Origin of the sequence: Nocardiopsis endophytica (assembly GCF_027706725.1) — a bacterium.
GTDB lineage: Bacteria > Actinomycetota > Actinomycetes > Streptosporangiales > Streptosporangiaceae > Nocardiopsis_A > Nocardiopsis_A endophytica.
Genome location: NZ_JAQFWQ010000144.1, coordinates 1 through 16009 on the forward strand (window position 1 = coordinate 1; position 16009 = coordinate 16009).

The 16009-nt window shown below is 73.8% G+C and carries 13 protein-coding genes; 4 read left to right on the forward strand and 9 right to left on the reverse strand.

Annotation, left to right across the window (positions count from 1 at the left end; genetic code table 11):
- Positions 1–122 precede the first annotated feature (122 nt).
- A complete protein-coding gene (locus O4J56_RS29350; protein ID WP_270690310.1) occupies positions 123–707 on the forward strand; it encodes an STM3941 family protein in 585 nt (194 codons plus the stop codon).
- Positions 708–768: 61 nt separating this feature from the next.
- Here O4J56_RS29350 and O4J56_RS29355 read toward each other — a convergent pair whose 3' ends face one another.
- Positions 769–3021, reverse strand: coding sequence for an MMPL family transporter (locus O4J56_RS29355; protein ID WP_270690311.1), 2253 nt, complete (start codon positions 3019–3021; stop codon positions 769–771).
- A gap of 143 nt (positions 3022–3164) precedes the next feature.
- On the opposite strand from O4J56_RS29355, the gene O4J56_RS29360 reads away from it, so the two are divergent.
- Together O4J56_RS29360 and O4J56_RS29365 are read left to right on the forward strand one after the other, a co-directional pair.
- A complete protein-coding gene (locus O4J56_RS29360) occupies positions 3165–3950 on the forward strand; it encodes a TetR/AcrR family transcriptional regulator (protein WP_270690312.1) in 786 nt (261 codons plus the stop codon).
- Between the two features lie 285 nt (positions 3951–4235).
- Positions 4236–5363 carry a neutral zinc metallopeptidase gene (locus O4J56_RS29365; protein WP_270690313.1) on the forward strand — a complete coding sequence of 376 codons (1128 nt, stop codon included), beginning with the start codon at positions 4236–4238 and terminating at the stop codon, positions 5361–5363.
- 88 nt (positions 5364–5451) lie between these two features.
- Here the strand turns inward: O4J56_RS29365 and O4J56_RS29370 are convergent, their stop codons facing one another.
- From O4J56_RS29370 to O4J56_RS29385, 4 genes are all read right to left on the reverse strand, one after another.
- Positions 5452–6807, reverse strand: a complete 1356-nt coding sequence (locus O4J56_RS29370; RefSeq protein WP_270690314.1) for an FAD-dependent oxidoreductase — start codon at positions 6805–6807, stop codon at positions 5452–5454.
- Positions 6808–6943: 136 nt separating this feature from the next.
- Positions 6944–8884, reverse strand: a complete 1941-nt coding sequence (dxs, locus tag O4J56_RS29375) for a 1-deoxy-D-xylulose-5-phosphate synthase (protein WP_270690315.1) — start codon at positions 8882–8884, stop codon at positions 6944–6946.
- A 107-nt stretch (positions 8885–8991) separates the two neighbouring features.
- On the reverse strand, positions 8992–9651 hold the full coding sequence (mug, locus tag O4J56_RS29380; protein WP_270690316.1) for a G/U mismatch-specific DNA glycosylase: 660 nt from the start codon (positions 9649–9651) through the stop codon (positions 8992–8994).
- A gap of 69 nt (positions 9652–9720) precedes the next feature.
- Positions 9721–10440: a sulfite exporter TauE/SafE family protein gene (locus O4J56_RS29385; protein ID WP_270690317.1), complete on the reverse strand. Its 720-nt coding sequence runs from the start codon at positions 10438–10440 to the stop codon at positions 9721–9723.
- Positions 10441–10599: 159 nt separating this feature from the next.
- Here O4J56_RS29385 and O4J56_RS29390 point away from each other — a divergent pair, with 159 nt between their 5' ends.
- The gene (locus tag O4J56_RS29390) at positions 10600–11226 is read left to right on the forward strand and encodes a DUF4291 domain-containing protein (protein WP_270690318.1); all 627 of its coding nucleotides are present in this window, start codon (positions 10600–10602) and stop codon (positions 11224–11226) included.
- 195 nt (positions 11227–11421) lie between these two features.
- Here O4J56_RS29390 and O4J56_RS29395 read toward each other — a convergent pair whose 3' ends face one another.
- The 4 genes from O4J56_RS29395 to O4J56_RS29410 all read right to left on the reverse strand — a co-directional run.
- Positions 11422–12693 (reverse strand): sugar ABC transporter permease, encoded by a 1272-nt coding sequence (locus O4J56_RS29395; protein WP_270690320.1) that lies wholly within the window; start codon positions 12691–12693, stop codon positions 11422–11424.
- Positions 12693–13478: an ATP-binding cassette domain-containing protein gene (locus O4J56_RS29400; protein WP_270690322.1), complete on the reverse strand. Its 786-nt coding sequence runs from the start codon at positions 13476–13478 to the stop codon at positions 12693–12695. Before O4J56_RS29400 ends, O4J56_RS29395 begins: the two co-directional genes overlap by 1 nt.
- Before the next feature lie 275 nt (positions 13479–13753).
- Entirely contained in the window at positions 13754–14884 is a 1131-nt protein-coding gene (locus tag O4J56_RS29405; RefSeq protein ID WP_270690324.1) for an ABC transporter substrate-binding protein, read from the reverse strand.
- Positions 14885–15190: 306 nt separating this feature from the next.
- A partial coding sequence (locus O4J56_RS29410) for an ROK family protein (protein ID WP_270690325.1) occupies positions 15191–16009 on the reverse strand: 819 nt, incomplete at its 5' end.

Sequence of the window (16009 nt, forward strand, 5' to 3'; positions counted from 1 at the left end):
ACGGCCCGCGAGCAACAAGCACTCTCGTTGGCCGCTTGACATAGAAGCGTCAACGGGGACACGCGCGACGCAGGGCCGTTCGCGTCCCCGTCCGCCTCGCTGGAACGCCCTACCCTGGAGGTATGGACGCCGACGAGGCCGACGACGCGGACGTGCGGGGCGGCGGAGGGGCCGTCTTCGCGGTCACCAACCGGCTCCGGGCCACCTGGGAGGGGGCCTGGCTCGCCGTGGGGTGCGCCGTGTTCACCGGGATCGGCGCCGCGCTGGTCACCAAGGGCGGGACGCTCGACGTCGTGATGGGCGTGCTGGCGATCGTCCTGTTCGGCGGGGGCGGGCTCCTGGCCGCCTCCCGGCACCTGTCGCGCCGGCCGGTGCTGCTGCTGGACGACGACGGCGTGCGCGTCCCGGCGCCCTGGCCGCGTTCGGCCGCCGACGACCTCGTCCTCCCCTGGGAGGAGGTCACCGGGGTGTGCGCGACCGCGAAGGCGCTCCACCACCGGGGCGGCACCGTGTTCCTGCACTACCTGGTCTTCCTGACCGGGGAGGAGCCGCCGGAGCTGCCGCCCTCCCCCTGGCACCCCGAGCCGGCCGTGCGGATCCGCCCGACGTGGAACCGCACGGTGGACGAGGTCCTCGCCGAGGCCCGCCGCCACAAGCCGGACCTGCCCTTCACCGACCGCCGCCCGACCCCGGCCGGAGGCCGCTGAGGGGCGGACGGAGAGGCTGCCCCACCGCCGCCCCCCACACCGGGTGCGCCCCCGTGGGCCGTCAAGCCTCCTGCGGCGCCTTGTGCCCGCTCTCGGGGCCCACTGCCCCGGCGTCCCCGTCCTCCTCGCCGCCCTCGCTGATGCCGATGCGGTCGTGCAGCCACCGCAGCGGGCGGGGCAGCCACCAGTTCACGTCGCCCAGCAGGCGCATGGTCGCCGGGACGAGCAGCGCCCGCACCAGCGTCGCGTCGACCACCACGGCCACCGCCAGCCCGATGCCGATGATCTTCAGCGACAGCAGCGCCGAGGTGCCCATCGCGGCCAGCACCACCACGAGCAGCAGCGCCGCGCTCGTGATGATCCTGCCCGTGCGCTGCAGTCCGACCGCGACCGAGTGGGCGTTGTCGCCGGAGTGCAGGTACTCCTCGCGGACCCGGCTGAGCAGGAACAGCTCGTAGTCCATGGCCAGCCCGAAGGACACCACCAGGATCAGCACCAGGTAGGTCGGGTCGATCGTGCCGACCGCGTCGAAGCCGAGCAGGGCCGCCAGGTGCCCCTCCTGGAACCCCCAGATGACCACGCCCAGGGACGCCCCGAGCGACAGGAAGCCCATGAGGACGGCCTTGACGGGCAGGACCAGCGACCCGAAGGCCATGAACAGCAGCACCAGCGTCACGGCGATGACGAAGCCGAGCGTCACCGGGACGGCGTTCAGGATGCCGTCCAGGGTGTCCTTCTGCTGCGCGGCGACGCCGCCCACCAGGACCTCGTCTGCGCCGTCGGGCCCGGGCTCGGCGCGCAGGTCCTCGACCAGGCGCTGGGTGGCCGGGGCGTCCACCTCGCCCTCATAGGCCACGGACACGTGCGCGGCGGTGGCGCCCACGCGCTCCACATCGGCCCGCAGGACCCCGTCGAGCCCTTCCAGGCGGCCGGTGTAGTCCTCCAGCGCGCGCTCCCCCGCGTCGCCGGTGAGGTCGCCGGTGACGGCGATGTCCGCGGTGGCCACGTCCCCGGCGGGGAACTCCTCGGACAGCATCTCCGAGGCCTCCCTCCCGTCGGCCTCCGCGGGGAGGTAGCGCTGGTCGGTGGAGCCGACGTGGGTGGAGGCCAGCGCCGAGGCGAAGGCGATCAGCACCCCCGCCACCGCGACCAGGTACAGCACGGGGCGGCGCATGACACTGTGCGCCAGGCGCGCCCACCCGCCTCCGGAGGCCGCGACCCGCTCCGCCCCTGCGGCGAGCGCGGCGGTGGCACTGAGGGCGCGGCGGCGGCGCATCCGCGGGAAGACCGGCAGGGCGTCGATGCGCCGCCCGACCACGGCGAGGAGCGCGGGCAGCACCACCAGCGCGGCCAGCATGTCGAACAGCACGACCGCGATGCCGCCCATGCCGATGGAGCGCAGCATCGGCTGGGGGAAGAACAGCAGCCCGGCGAAGGAGATCATGACGGTGACGCCGGAGAAGGCGACGGTGCGCCCGGCGGTGGACAGGGTCCGCGCCACCGCCTCGGCGACCGGCCGTCCGGCGGCCGCCTCCTCCCGGAAGCGGCTGACGATGAACAGCCCGTAGTCGATGGCCAGGCCGAGGCCGAGGAGGGTGGCGACGTTGACCGCGAACACCGACACCTCGGTGACGTAGGTCAGGGCGCGCAGCATCGCCAGGGAGCCGACGATCGCCAGACCTCCCACGGCCAGTGGGGTGAGGGCGGCCACGACGCCGCCGAAGATGACCACCAGCAGCGCGAGGAGCAGGGGCAGGGAGACGAGCTCGGCGCGCACCACGTCGCTCTCGGCGCGCTCGGAGATCTCCTGCTCGACGGGGAGGGGGCCGCCCAGGCGCACCTCCAGCGGGCCCGCGCTGATGTCGTCCTTGATCTCCTGGAAGTTCTCCATCCGCTCGTCCTTGGTGGAGCCTTCGATGGTGATCGGGACGTAGGTGGCGTGGCCGTCCTCGGCGAGCAGGATGCCGCGCTCGGTGTCGGTGAGGCCCTCGTCCAGGTAGGTGGTGGCGGAGGCGACCTGCTCCTCGGGCAGCTCGTCGCGCATGCGCTCGATGAGGTTGGCGAAGGTGGGGTTGTCGTAGCGGATCTCGTCGCTGCTGAACACGGCGACGACGTCCACGCCGTCGTGCCCCAGCTCGCGTTCGATGGTCTCGGCGGCGCGCGTGGACTCGGCGCCGGGGTCCTCGAAGCCGCCGTCGCTCACGGCGCCGAACAGGCCGCCGCCCCAGACGGCCGCCGCGGCGGCGAGCACGAGGGTGGCGGCCAGCACCCACAGGCGGCCGCGGTAGGTGAAACGCCCCAGCGCTGAGAACATGGAGGACCTCGGCTTGCTGTTAACGTGAGATGTCAGTGAACACCGTAAGCTTTACGCCGTTCACTAAAGCTGACACTGCTCACACTTGTCAACGGCGCGCCGGGCGGGACCGAACCGCCGCGGCGCCCATCGAGGAGGCGGATGTGCCCGCAGAGGCGTCGGCGCCGACCGGCGGCGGCACACAGGCGCAGGCCGGCCCCGGGGAGGCCGCGGCACCGGGGCGGCGCGAACGTGTGCGCGAGGCCACACTCCGGGAGATCAAGGACAATGCCCGGCGGCGCCTGGCCGCCGAGGGGCCGTCCGGGGTGTCACTGCGCGCGATCGCCCGCGACATGGGCATGACCGCCCCGGGCCTGTACCGCTACTTCTCCGGGCTCGACGACCTGCTGAACGCCGTGCGCGCGGACCTGTTCCACGAGCTGTCCGAGGCGGTGGCCGGCGCCGCGGCGCCGCTGCCCACCGACGACACCGACGGGCGCATCCTGGCCTCGCTGCGCGCCTTCCGCAGCTGGGCCCTGTCCCACCGGGCCGAGTTCTCCCTGCTGTTCGCCACCCCCGCCCCGCAGGACGCCCCGGACCAGCGGGTGCTGGAGGCCGGGCAGGAGTTCGCGGCGTCGTTCTTCTCCCTGTTCGACCGCATGCTGGCCGAGGGGCGCATCCCGCTCCCCGCGGACGACGAGATCGGCCCGGAGCTGCGCGAGCGGCTGGACGCGTTCGCCGCCAAGACCGGCTTCACCATCGACAACGCCTCCTACGGGGCGCTGCGGGTGCTCATGTCGTGCTGGGTGCGCCTCTACGGGCTGGTGAGCATGGAGGTCGCCGAGCACCTGACGCCCATCATGGGCGACATGGAGCCCCTGTTCGAGGCCGAGCTCCAGGACATCCTGGCGCCATCGGGCGCGGCCTGCCGGGCGTCCGACCAGGACTGACGCCGACGGCGGCCGCGCGTACCCCGCCCCGGGCCCGCCCGCGAGCACCCGGGCGGCCATCGGCACGACCATCGGCGCGACCGCCCGGAAACGCCGGGCCGACCGGCTCCAACCGGCATGGACGCACCGCCCGCACGCGCGGTTCCCGCACCGTCACGGCCGCCTCCGGTCGCCCCGGAGGCGGCCTTCGCGCTATCGTCGCCCCCCGTGTCCGATTAAGGTTGATCATCCACCCTTGCCCGGACCTGGGCGCGGAACGGATCACAGGCGGAAGGACGGGGCCCAGTGGAGCACACGCACGGCGGTGACGGCGCCTCTCCGGCGCCCCCGCCCCGTCCGCAGGGCCCGCCCTACCAGGCGCCCCATCACCCGCACGCCCCGCACCCGCAGGCCTACCCTGCGCAGCAGCACGTGCCGCAGGCGCCGTACCCGCAGGGCCCATCGGCCCCGCCTCCGGGCCACTACGGCCCCGGATACGCGCCGCCCGGCGGACACGGCTTCCCCGGCTACGCGGCGCCGCCACCGCCCCGGCCGCCCCGCAAGCGCGGCCCATCGCGCGGGGTGATGTGGACGGCCATCACCGGTTCGGCCCTGGTGTCGGTCGGCGCCGCCCTGACGGCGCTGTTCATGGTGTTCGCCCAGTCCGCCCAGGACGTCGAGCCCGCGCGCTCGGAGAGCATCAGCGGCGAGTACGCTCCCGCGCTCACCGAGCGCCCGGGCGCGGTCGAGGTCGGCGTCTACGACCACCCCGCCTACGACCTCGACATGCCCGCGACGGTGGACTGCACCGTGCCCGACCTCGACCCGTCCTCCGACGCGTCCTGGGAGGAATTCACCGCCGAACTCGGCGTGTGCCTGAACGACCTGTGGCGCCCGCGCCTGGAGGAGCTGGGCCTGCGCGTGGCGGACCCCGAGTTCGCCACCACCGACACCGACCCCACGGCGTTCGCCGACGACGAGGGCACCACCATGGCCTACTACGACGGCGAGGAGCACGTGATCACCGTCGTGGTCCCCAACGTCACCGAGATCTCGAAGGAGTTCTCCGACCGGGACCAGGAGGCGGTCTGGTCGGCGCTCATCGGGCACGAGTACGGCCACCACGTCCAGCAGGTGACCGGGGTGCTGGACCAGACCTACGACATGGAGGTCCAGGCCGGCAGCGAGGAGGGCTCGCTGCGGGCGCTGCGCCGCACCGAGCTGCAGGCCGAGTGCATGGGCGGCATCGCCATGCGGGGCCTGGGATTCGAGACCGCGGAGATCGAGCGGGTCAACGAGGAGCTCAACGGCGGGGGCGACCTGCCGACCCACGGCACCTCGAAGAACCGCCGCCACTGGTACGAGCAGGGGGCGACCGGGGACACGCTGTCCGCGTGCAACACCTTCGAGGCCCCGGCGGGCGAGGTGAGCTGACCCTGCGATGATCTCGACGGAAGTGCTGCCTCATCCGCCTAAATGACAGCACCTTCGTCGAGATCATCGCCGCTCGGGCCGGAACGGGTCAGCCCCGGGCGGCCCGGCGGAACTCCTCCCAGCCCAGCAGCTTCACCCGGTCGCCGCGGCCCAGGCGGTCGGCCAGGGCCGCCTCCGCCGCGTCGATGGCCAGCCAGCCCTCGTAGTCGTTCACCTCGGCGCCCGAGCGCTCCAGGAGTGTGTCGGGGTGCTCCCGGGGGCCGCCGCCCTCCCGGAGGCGGTCGGCGTCGTCCAGCAGCGACCGCACCGTCGCCGCCGCGTCGGACTTGTTGGTCCCGATCACACCGGTCGCGCCGCGCTTGATCCACCCGGCCACGTACACCCCGGACAGCCGCTCCCCCGCCGCGTCCACGACGCGGCCCTCCTCGTGCGGGACCGTCGCGCCGCCCTCGTCGAAGGGCAGGTCCGGAAGCGGAAGCCCCTGGTAGCCGATGGAGCGGAACACCATCCCGGCCGGGACCTCCTCGGTCTCGCCGGTGCCCTGCACGCGGCCGTCGGCGTCGAGCACGGTCCGCTCCACGGTCAGGGACTGCACACGTTCGGCGCCGTTCAGCCGCACGGGGCGCCGCCAGAAGCGGAACCGCACCTCGCGCGGGCGCCCCGCCGGGGAGCGCTCGGCCCACTCCTTCAGGTAGCGCAGGTTGGTGCGGGCCGCGCGCGCGGCGCCGAGCATCTCCTCGCCGTTGGGGTCGATGGCGACCTCGGCGGGGTCGACCACCGTGTCGGCGTTGGCCAGCTCGCCGATGTCGCGCAGCTCGGGCGCGGTGAACTTGGCGTGCAGCGGGCCGCGCCGGGCCACCACGCTGATCCGCCGCACCTTGCTGGCCGCGAGCACGTCCAGCATCGGCTGCGGCACGTCGGTGGCGCGCAGCTCGTCGGCGCCCTTGGCGAGCATCCGCGCCACGTCCAGGGCGACGTTGCCCGCGCCGACGACCGCCACCTCCTCGGAGTCCAGGAGGAACCGCTCCACCTCGGTGTCGGGGTGGCCGCAGTACCAGTTGACGAAGTCGGTGGCGGCGACGCTGCCGGGCAGGTCCTCCCCGGGCACGCCCATGCGGCGGTCGGTGGGGGCGCCGGTGGCGAACACGACGGCGTGGTAGGCGCCCCGGAGGTCCTCCAGGCCGACGTGGCGGCCGTAGTCCACCCCGCCCAGGAAGCGCACGCGGGGGTGCTCCAGGACCGTGCGCAGCGCGCGGGCGACGCCCTTGATCTTGGTGTGGTCCGGGGCCACGCCGTAGCGCACCAGCCCGTAGGGGGTGGGAAGGCGGTCGAGGACGTCGACGGCGACGTGCTCGCGGTTCTGCCGGGTCAGGGCGTCGGCGGTGTAGATGCCCGCCGGACCGGAACCGATGACCGCCACGCGCAGGGTCTCGGGAGAACTCATGCCTCCATTGTCCCGCATCCGCCGGCGGCGGGGGGATCACCCGCGCGGCCTCCCCCGTCGTTGATCTCGGGAGAAAGGACGCTACCAGCGCGGTTTCAGGGGCGGTTCTCCCGAGATCAACGCGGGTGGGGCGGGGTCAGCTCTGCGCGGGCTCGCCGTCGGCCAGTTCGCGCTCGGAGCGGCCGGCGTCGGTCAGGCGGGACACGGTGCCCATCAGGCGCCGCGCGAGCACCTGCGGGGTCAGGCCCATCTTCTCCAGGACGGCATCGCGCGAGGCGTGGTCGAGGAACTCCTGTTCCACGCCGAAGGTGCGCACCGGCATGTCCAGCTCGGCGTCGCGCAGCGCGCGGGCCACCGCGTCGCCGACCGCGCCCACGCGGCCGTTGTCCTCCACCACGGCCACGGCGCGGTAGTCCGCCGCCTCCTCGACCAGGGCCGGGTCCAGGGGCTTGACCCAGCGCGGGTCGACCACGGTGGCGCCGATGCCCTCGTCGGCCAGGCGGTCGGCGGCCTCGCAGCAGGTGCGGGCCATCGCGCCGACGGCGACGAGCAGCAGGTCCTTGGAGTGGCCCGCGTCGGCGGCGCTGCGCAGCACGTCCATGCCGCCCATGCGGCCGACCGCCGGGATGTCCTCGCCCACGGTGCCCTTGGGGTAGCGCAGCACGGTGGGGGCGTCGTCCACGGCCACCGCCTCGCGCAGCTCCTCGCGCAGCCGGGTGGCGTCGCGCGGCACGGCCAGGCGCAGGCCGGGCACCACCTGCAGGATGGACAGGTCCCACATGCCGTTGTGGCTGGCGCCGTCGGTGCCGGTGATGCCGGCCCGGTCCAGGCACAGGGTGATGCCCTGGCGGTGCAGGGCGGCGTCCATGAGGACCTGGTCGAAGGCGCGGTTGAGGAAGGTGGCGTAGACGGCCACCACCGGGTGCACCCCGCCCATGGCCAGGCCGGTGGCCGAGGTGACGGCGTGCTGCTCGGCGATGCCCACGTCGTAGGTGCGGTCGGGGTAGGCCTCGGCGAAGGGGGCCAGGCCGGTGGGGTGGAGCATGGCGGCGGTGATGGCGACCAGGTCGTCGCGCTCGCCGCCCAGGCGCACCATCTCCTCGCTGAAGACCTTGGTCCACTTCACGCCGCCGCCCGGGGAGGACTTGGCGCGGCCGGTCTCGGGGTCGAACGCGCCGGGGGCGTGGAACTGGTCCTCGTCGTGGTTCTCGGCCGGGGCGTAGCCCTTGCCCTTGCGGGTGATGCAGTGCACGATCACCGGGCCGCCGTAGTCGCGGGCGCGGCGCAGCGCCTTCTCCACCGCGGCCTCGTCGTGGCCGTCGATGGGGCCCAGATACTTCAGGCCCAGGTCCTCGAACATGATCTGGGGCTGGATGGCGTCCTTGAGGCCCTTCTTCAGGCCGTGCAGGGCGTCGTAGAGGGGCTGGCCGACGACGGGGGCGCGGTTGAGCGCGGTCTTGGCCATGTCCAGGGCCTGCTCGTAGCCGGGCGTCATGCGCAGCGACGCCAGGTGGTCGGCGAGCCCGCCCATGGTCGGCGAGTAGGAGCGGCCGTTGTCGTTGACGACGATGACCAGGCGGCGCCGCTCACCCTCGGCGATGTTGTTGAGCGCCTCCCAGGCCATGCCGCCGGTGAGGGCGCCGTCGCCGATGACCGCGGCAACGGTGCTGCCGGTGCGGCCGTGCACCTCGTTGGCCTTGGCCAGGCCGTCGGCGTAGGAGAGCACGGTGGAGGCGTGCGAGTTCTCGATGAAGTCGTGCTCGGACTCGGCGCGGGCGGGGTAGCCGGACAGGCCGCCCTCGCTGCGCAGCCGGGAGAAGTCCTGGCGGCCGGTGAGCATCTTGTGCACGTAGGCCTGGTGGCCGGTGTCGAAGAGCACCGGGTCGCGCGGGGAGTCGAAGACGCGGTGCAGGGCGATGGTCAGTTCGACGACGCCCAGGTTGGGGCCCAGGTGCCCGCCGGTGCGCGAGACCTCGGAGACGAGGAACTCACGGATCTCGGCGGCCAGCGCCGGGATGCGCTCGGCCGGGAGCCTCTTCAGATCGTCCGGATTGCGCACCGATTCGAGCAGCGTCAACTCTCGTCAGTCCCCTCAGTCAGCGTTCCGACTCGCGGGTGCGGGCGGCCGCCCCACGCGCGGTCCCCCCGAGTCTACGGTCGCCGTGACCCTTGCATTACCCGAACCTACCGCCCCGTAGACCTGTGCGCCCCCGGCCCGGGGGATCCGTGCGCGGGGGCGGCGGCTCGGCCGCCGGGTCCGCCCGCGGGGCCGCCGCCGTGGCGCTCGCGCACCCGCCGGAGCTCCCCGGCGATCGCGTCGACCGTCCAGTGGGCGTTGAGGCCGCTGGGGTTGGGCAGCACCCACACCGGGACGCCGCCGATCCGCACGTCGTCCTGGGGGCCGATGCGGGCCCTGGGCGCCCCGAAGGCCGACCGGTAGGCGGTCACGCCCAGGACGGCCAGCACGCCGGGCGCCAGGCGCTCGGTGCGCTCGGCCAGGGCCCGCCCGCCCTCGCGCAGCTCGTCGGGGGTGAGCTCGTCGGCGCGTGCGGTGGCGCGCGCGGCGATGTTGGTGATGCCCAGGCCCCACCGGGGCAGCTCGTCCTGCTCGTCGGGGCGCAGCAGGCGCGGGGTGAACCCGGCCCGGTGCAGGGCGGGCCAGAAGCGGTTGCCCGGGCGGGCGAAGTGGTGCCCGGTCCACCCCGAGTACAGGCCCGGGTTGATGCCGCAGAACAGGACGTTCAGACCGGGGCCGAGGACGTCGGGGATGGTGGCGCCGTGCGCCGACCGCAGCTCCTCGGCGGTGGGGCCGCGCCGTGCCCGGGTTCCTTCACCTGTGCCCATGGTCGCCGGAGCCTACCCCAGGCCGCGGGCCCGCGCCGGTCGCGGGAGCGCCGTTGGCAGGAGCGCCGGTCACAGGAACGAGCGGACGATGAGCACGGTGCCCGAGACCGCGACCGTGCACAGCAGGGCGGTGCGCAGGAGCCCCTCGTCGACGAGCCGGCGCAGCGGGCGCCCCAGCAGGTATCCGGCGACCACGCAGGGCAGCAGCGCGGCCCCGGAGGCGAGCTGGCGGGCGTCGGCCTGCCCTGTGGCGGCGAGCATGGCCAGGGAGATGGTGATGCCCGCGAGGAAGAAGCCGGCGAGGGTGGCGCGCACCCGCGGCCCGTCCTCGTGCTGGTAGAGCAGGGCGATGGGCGGCCCGCCGATGGAGGTGGCGGTGCCCATCGCCCCGGACACCGTCCCGGCGGCCAGCAGGGTCCCGGGGGTGGGGCGCACCCGCACCGGCAGCAGCGACAGCCCCACCGCGACCAGGACCATCGCCCCCACGGCGGCGCCGAGCATGGCGGGGTCCAAAGTGGCGACCACCCACACCCCGATCAGGGACCCGGGCACCCGGGCCGGGACGCCCCAGGCCAGGCCGCGCCAGTCGATGTGGCGCCACTCCGCGACCAGGGTGAAGACGGGGAGCACTCCGGTCGCGATGAGCAGGGCGACGGGCATGAGCGAGGCGTCCAGCAGCGAGATGACCGGGGCGGCGACCAGGCCGAGCCCCAGCCCCACACTGCTCTGCACGGCGGCGCCGACGACCACGGCGGTTCCGGCCACGGCGAGGAAGAGCGGATCGGGCATGATTCCGCAGACGGTATATCTCCCCGATACCGATAGGAATCCGGGGGTACGGTGATCGGGAGATCCGATGACCGTGCGCCCCTTCCGCCCCTTCCGCACATCCCGCCCCTGCGGAGAAATCGATGGCGCCAGGCGGGGGCCCACCGACACACTGTCGGCGTGACCGAGACGACAGAGACCACAGGGACGGCAGGGGCCGTCCCCCGCCATCAGATCCGCGCCCGCCACACCGGGACCACGGTCGTCGTCTACCAGGCGTACGCCCCGAGGATCGGCCTGCCCGCGGCCCGGGACGGGGCCTTCCCCTCGTCCTGGAAGCGCGAGCGGATGACGTGGATCAAGCCGTCGTTCCTCTGGATGATGTACCGCTGCGGCTGGGCCGCCAAGCAGGACCAGGAGACCGTCCTCGCCGTCGAGATCACCCGCGAGGGCTTCGAGTGGGCGCTGGAGCGCGCGTGCCTGTCCCACTACCGGCCCGGCCTGCACGCCGACCAGGACGCCTGGAAGCGCGAACTGCGGCAGGCTCCGACCCGTGTCCAGTGGGACCCCGAGCGCGACCTGTACCTCCGGCCGCTCCCCCACCGTTCGCTGCAGCTCGGCCTCATGGGCGAGGCGGCCCGCCGCTACGCCGACGAGTGGACGGTCTCCATTACCGACGTGACCGCACTCGCCAAGGAGATCCACGGCCATGTGCGCAAGGGCGACCTGGAGTCGGCCCGGCGCCTCCTCCCCGACGAGCCGCCCTACCCCGAACCGGCCGGTCTGCTGGACCATCTGCGCGCGTGAGGGGGCGCGAGGGGAACGACGACGCCCCGTCGGGCCGGTCGCACACCGACCCGACGGGGCTCGCTCGATCGTCCGCCCGCCTCTCCCGCCTCTGGGCTCCGACCCCCTCCCGGACCCGCGCCGGAACGGACGGGAGGCGCGGGTCCGGAGCCAGGGGGGCCGTGGGGCGGGCAGGACGGGACGGCGGGCCTGTGATCAGCCTCCGCGGGCGTGCGCCTTGCGGCTCCGGCGGCTGACGGCGTCCAGGACCACGGCCACCAGCAGCACGATCGCGGTGATCATGTACCGCACCGGGGTGCCCATCTGCAGCAGGTACAGACCCGAGGTGATGGCGCCCAGCACCAGGCCGCCCAGCAGCGCCGAGTAGGCGTTGCCGCGGCCGCCGAACAGGCTCGTGCCGCCGATGACCGCGGCGGCGATGGCCATCATCAGCTCCTCGCCCGCGGCGGTGTCCAGGCTGGCCGAGAAGGAGCGGGACACCAGGATGACGCCGCCCAGCGCGGACAGCATCGAGGCCAGGCCGAAGACCGAGATGCGGATCAGGTCCACGTTGATGCCCGCACGGCGGGCCGCCTCGGCGCCGCCGCCGACGGCGAACACCATCCGGCCGTACCGGGTCTTGCGCAGCATCAGGTCGAAGGCGACCACGAAGCCCACGAAGACCAGGAACGCCAGCGGCACGCCCTTGAACTGGTTGAACACCGCGACGGCGCCGAACACCAGGACCGCCAGCAGCGCGGCGCGCAGCAGCTGCTCCCCCGCGGGCTTGGCCGTCAGGCCCGCGGCGGCGCGGCGGCGCTCGCCGAGCGCGGTGGACACCGCGTAGGCGGCCACGGCGACCGCGGCCAGGAACCAGCCCACCGCGGGGACGAAGTAGGTCTGGGTGAGCGCCGCGATGGCCCCGCTGTCGCTGACGTTGATGGTGCCGTCGCCGCCGAGCAGCTGGAGTTGCAGGCCCTGCCACCCCAGCAGCCCGGCCAGGGTGACCACGAAGGCGGGCACCCCCACCTTGGCGAAGATGGTGCCGTGCACCAGGCCGATCACCAGGCCCGCCGCCACCGCCGCGGCGATGGCCATCCACTCGGGCAGGCCGTAGCGCACCGCGAGCACCGCGGTGATCGAGGCCGAGACCCCCGCCACCGAGCCGATGGACAGGTCGATCTCGCCCAGCAGCAGGACCATGATGACGCCGGTGGTCATCAGGCCGACCGCCGCCACCTGCACGGTCAGGTTGGACAGGTTCTGCGGGGACAGGAAGCGCCCGTGCAGCGTCTGGAAGACCGCGGCGATCACGATCAGGCCGACGATGACCGGGACGGGGCCCAGCTCACCGCCGCGCAGGCGGCGCAGGCCGGCGGCCAGCAGGCCGGCCGGGGAGGTGCGGGTGACGATGAGCCGGGGGTCGGCCGGACCCTGCGGTTCGGACCGGCCGTTCTCCGCGGCCACCGGTGTCTGCTGTGCCGCCATCACTCGTCTCCCGTCTGGGACGCCGCGACGCGCTCGTTGCGCCGCGCCACCGGGTTGTCGGACGCGCCGGTGATCGCGGCCACGATCTCCTCGTAGCTGGTCTCCTCGACCTGGAAGTCACCGGCGTTGCGCCCCAGGCGCAGCACCGCGGCGCGGTCGGCGACGGCGCGCACGTCGGCCATGTTGTGGCTGATCAGGATCACGCCGAGGCCGCGGTCGCGCAGGCGCTCGATGAGGTCGAGCACCTGGGCGGTCTGCGCGACGCCGAGGGCGGCGGTGGGCTCGTCGAGCATGACGACCTTGGGCTCGCCGAGCAGCGCGCGGGCGATGGCGATGATCTGGCGCTGGCCGCCGGACAGCGAGGCGACCGGGACCCGCAGGCTGGGGATCTTCACCGACAGCGAGTCGAGCAGCTCGCGGGCCTTGCGCTCCATCTCGACCTCGTCGAGGGTGCCCAGGCGCATCTGCTCGTTGCCGAGGAACAGGTTGGCGACGATGTCCAGGTTGTCGCAGAGCGCGAGGTCCTGGTAGATGGTCGCGATCCCGAGGCGCTGGGCGTCGCCGGGCTTGGCGATGGAGACCGGCGCGCCCTCCCACAGGATCCGGCCGCCGTCGGCGGCGTGCGCGCCGGCGATGACCTTGACCAGGGTGGACTTCCCGGCGCCGTTGTCGCCGAGGAGGGCGACGACCTCGCCCGCGGCGATGCGCAGGTCGACGTCGCTGAGCGCCTGGACGGCGCCGAATCTCTTGGAAATCCCGGACAGTTCCAGGACGGGTGTGCTCATGGGTCTTCCCCTTGGCTCCGGCGGGCGGAGGTCGGTGGGCGTGGCTGGGGGCGCCGACCCCGCGCGGCGGCCCCGGTGGGAACGGGGGCGCCGCGGCGGGCCGGTGCCCGGCGGGCGGGGTGGGAGCCCCCGGGGGCGGGATGCCCCCGGGGGCTCCCGGGAGGGCCGGGGCGGCCCGGAGGGGGTGGGCCTGCCCCGGCCGGGGCCGGGTGCGGCCGGTTCCGGGCGGTGGGCCGGGGGATGGGCCCACGCGCCTCGGCCGGACGGTCCGCCTCCTACTCCGCCATCTCCTTGCAGAAGTCGGTGTCGGCGAAGTCGTCGGTGCAGATGTCGTCGACGGTGTAGAAGCCGTCGGAGACGACCGTCTCCTCGATCTTGTCCTCGGTGACCGAGACCGGCTCGAGCAGGACCGCGTCGACCTTCTCGCCGGAGGCGTCCTCGACCTGGGTCAGGCCGTGCTCGCCGCCGTCGTACTCCTCGCCGGTGGCCGCGGCCACGGCCATGTCCGCGGCGATCTCGGCCTCGGGGCGGATGGCCTTGTAGACGGTCATGTACTGCTCGCCCGCGGCCACCCGCTGGATGCCCGCGATCTCGGCGTCCTGGCCGGTGATGGGGGGCAGTTCGTCCACGCCGGCGCTCTTGAGGGCGGCGACGATCCCGGCGGCCATGCCGTCGTTGGCCGAGTAGACCCCGGCGATCTCGTCGGCGCCGACGGCGGTGATCGCCTGCTCCATCTGGGTCTGGGCGCGGTCGGGCGACCAGTCCGGGGTGTCGTACTCCTTGGCGATGTCCACCTGGCCGTCGAGGACCTCGTGGGCGCCGGACTTGAAGTCGCCGGCGTTGGGGTCGGTGGGCGAGCCGTTGATCATGACGATCTCGGCGTCGTCCCCGGCGTCCTCGGCGTCGAGCGCCTCGAGCAGCGCGCGGCCCTGGACGCGGCCGACCTCCTCGTTGTCGAAGGAGACGTAGTAGTCGACGCCGCCCTCGGCGAGCCGGTCGTAGGCGATGACCGGGACGCCCTGGCCCTTGGCGTTCTTGACGATGCTGGCGGCGGCCTCGGAGTCCACGGCGTCGAGCACCAGCACGTCCACGCCGTCGGTCAGCATGGCCTCGGCCTGGGACTGCTGCTTGGCGGTCTCCTGGTCGGCGTTCTGGTAGAGCAGCTCGCAGTTCTCGCAGCGCTCGGTCAGCGCCTCCTCGAAGTACGGCTTGTCGAACTTGTCGTAGCGCGCCGTCTTGGACTCGGGCAGCAGCAGGCCGACGGTGAAGCCCTCGTCCACGCTGTTGGCCTCGCCCTCGGCGTCCTGGCCGCTGGTGGTGAGGGAGCCGCAGCCGGCCGCGAGCAGGGCCAGGGCAGCCGCCGCGGCCGTCGCGGCGAACCGCGCGGAGCGTCGTGTGGTGTTCACAGGGGATGGTCCTCCGGGTCTGGGGTGCGCACCGGGCGGTGCCGTGCAGGGAGTGCTTCGAGGGATCTCGCATGGGTTCCGAGAGGTCCCGATGGGGGTGCGCCCGGTGAACGGATGACGTGAAGTCAAACCCCGGCGCCTGTTGTCGTCAAGCCTTGAACGCATCACCGAAGCATCACGACGGTTTGCTTTAAACCTTGAACGCAAGCGTTCATGCAGGTCAGAGCCATAATGCCAGATATGTGAAGTTCTGTGGCCCGTGTCCGCCGTTACCGAACCGTGTCACAGCGGTAGGTGAGAGCGGCGTCACACAGCGGTGTCGGCGCTGGCCGCGGCGGCCGCGAGGGCCCCGCGCAGCACCGCGTCGGCCCCCAAGGCGCCCCGCGCCACCTTCACCCGCTGCACGGCGGTGCCGAGCGCCCCCAGTTCAAGGCTTCGGCGCATCGGCTCCATCAGGTCCTCCCCCGCATCGGCCAGGTCCCCGCCGATGACGAGCGCCTCCGGGTTGAAGAGGTTCACCAGCATCGCCAGGGCGCGGCCCAGCGCGGTCCCGGCCTCGGCGACCACCCGTCGCGCCCCGGGGTCGCCCGCGTCCGCCGCCTCCACCAGCTCCGCGACGGTCCCGGGCGTCCCGGCGGTCCCCCGCACGGGCAGCATCTCCAGCAGGTAGCGGGAGCCCACGTGGGTCTCCAGGCACCCGCGGTTGCCGCAGCGGCACACCTGTCCGCGCTCGTCGAGGCCCAGGTGGCCGATCTCCCCGGCGGTGCCGCCCGCCCCGGGGAAGACGCGGCCGTCGACCACGATCCCCGCGCCCACGCCCTCGGCCAGCCGCACGTACACCAGGTGCCGCAGGCCGCGCCCGGCGCCCTCGGCCAGCTCGGCCCGGGCGGCCAGGTTGGCGTCGTTCTCGGCGGCGACCGGGACGCCCAGCCGGTCGGACAGGTCGGCGGCGGGCCGGGCACCCGCCCAGGCGGGCATGCAGGTGATGGCGCCGACCTCGCCGGTGTCCAGGTCGACCGGGCCGGGCACGGCGGCGCACACCGAGCGCACCGACGACAGGTCCACCCGCGCGGCGGCCAGCACCGTCTCCACCAGCCACACCGCGCGCCGCTCGCCCCGGCCGGG

Bases quoted from the DNA above. Each gene is read 5' to 3' on its own strand.
- O4J56_RS29395 (WP_270690320.1), bottom strand. From the start codon at position 12,693: ATGGCGGCACAGCAGACACCGGTGGCCGCGGAGAACGGCCGGTCCGAA.
- O4J56_RS29350 (WP_270690310.1), top strand. From the start codon at position 123: ATGGACGCCGACGAGGCCGACGACGCGGACGTGCGGGGCGGCGGAGGG.
- O4J56_RS29355 (WP_270690311.1), bottom strand. From the start codon at position 3,021: ATGTTCTCAGCGCTGGGGCGTTTCACCTACCGCGGCCGCCTGTGGGTG.
- O4J56_RS29385 (WP_270690317.1), bottom strand. From the start codon at position 10,440: ATGCCCGATCCGCTCTTCCTCGCCGTGGCCGGAACCGCCGTGGTCGTC.
- O4J56_RS29370 (WP_270690314.1), bottom strand. From the start codon at position 6,807: ATGAGTTCTCCCGAGACCCTGCGCGTGGCGGTCATCGGTTCCGGTCCG.
- O4J56_RS29400 (WP_270690322.1), bottom strand. From the start codon at position 13,478: ATGAGCACACCCGTCCTGGAACTGTCCGGGATTTCCAAGAGATTCGGC.
- mug (WP_270690316.1), bottom strand. From the start codon at position 9,651: ATGGGCACAGGTGAAGGAACCCGGGCACGGCGCGGCCCCACCGCCGAG.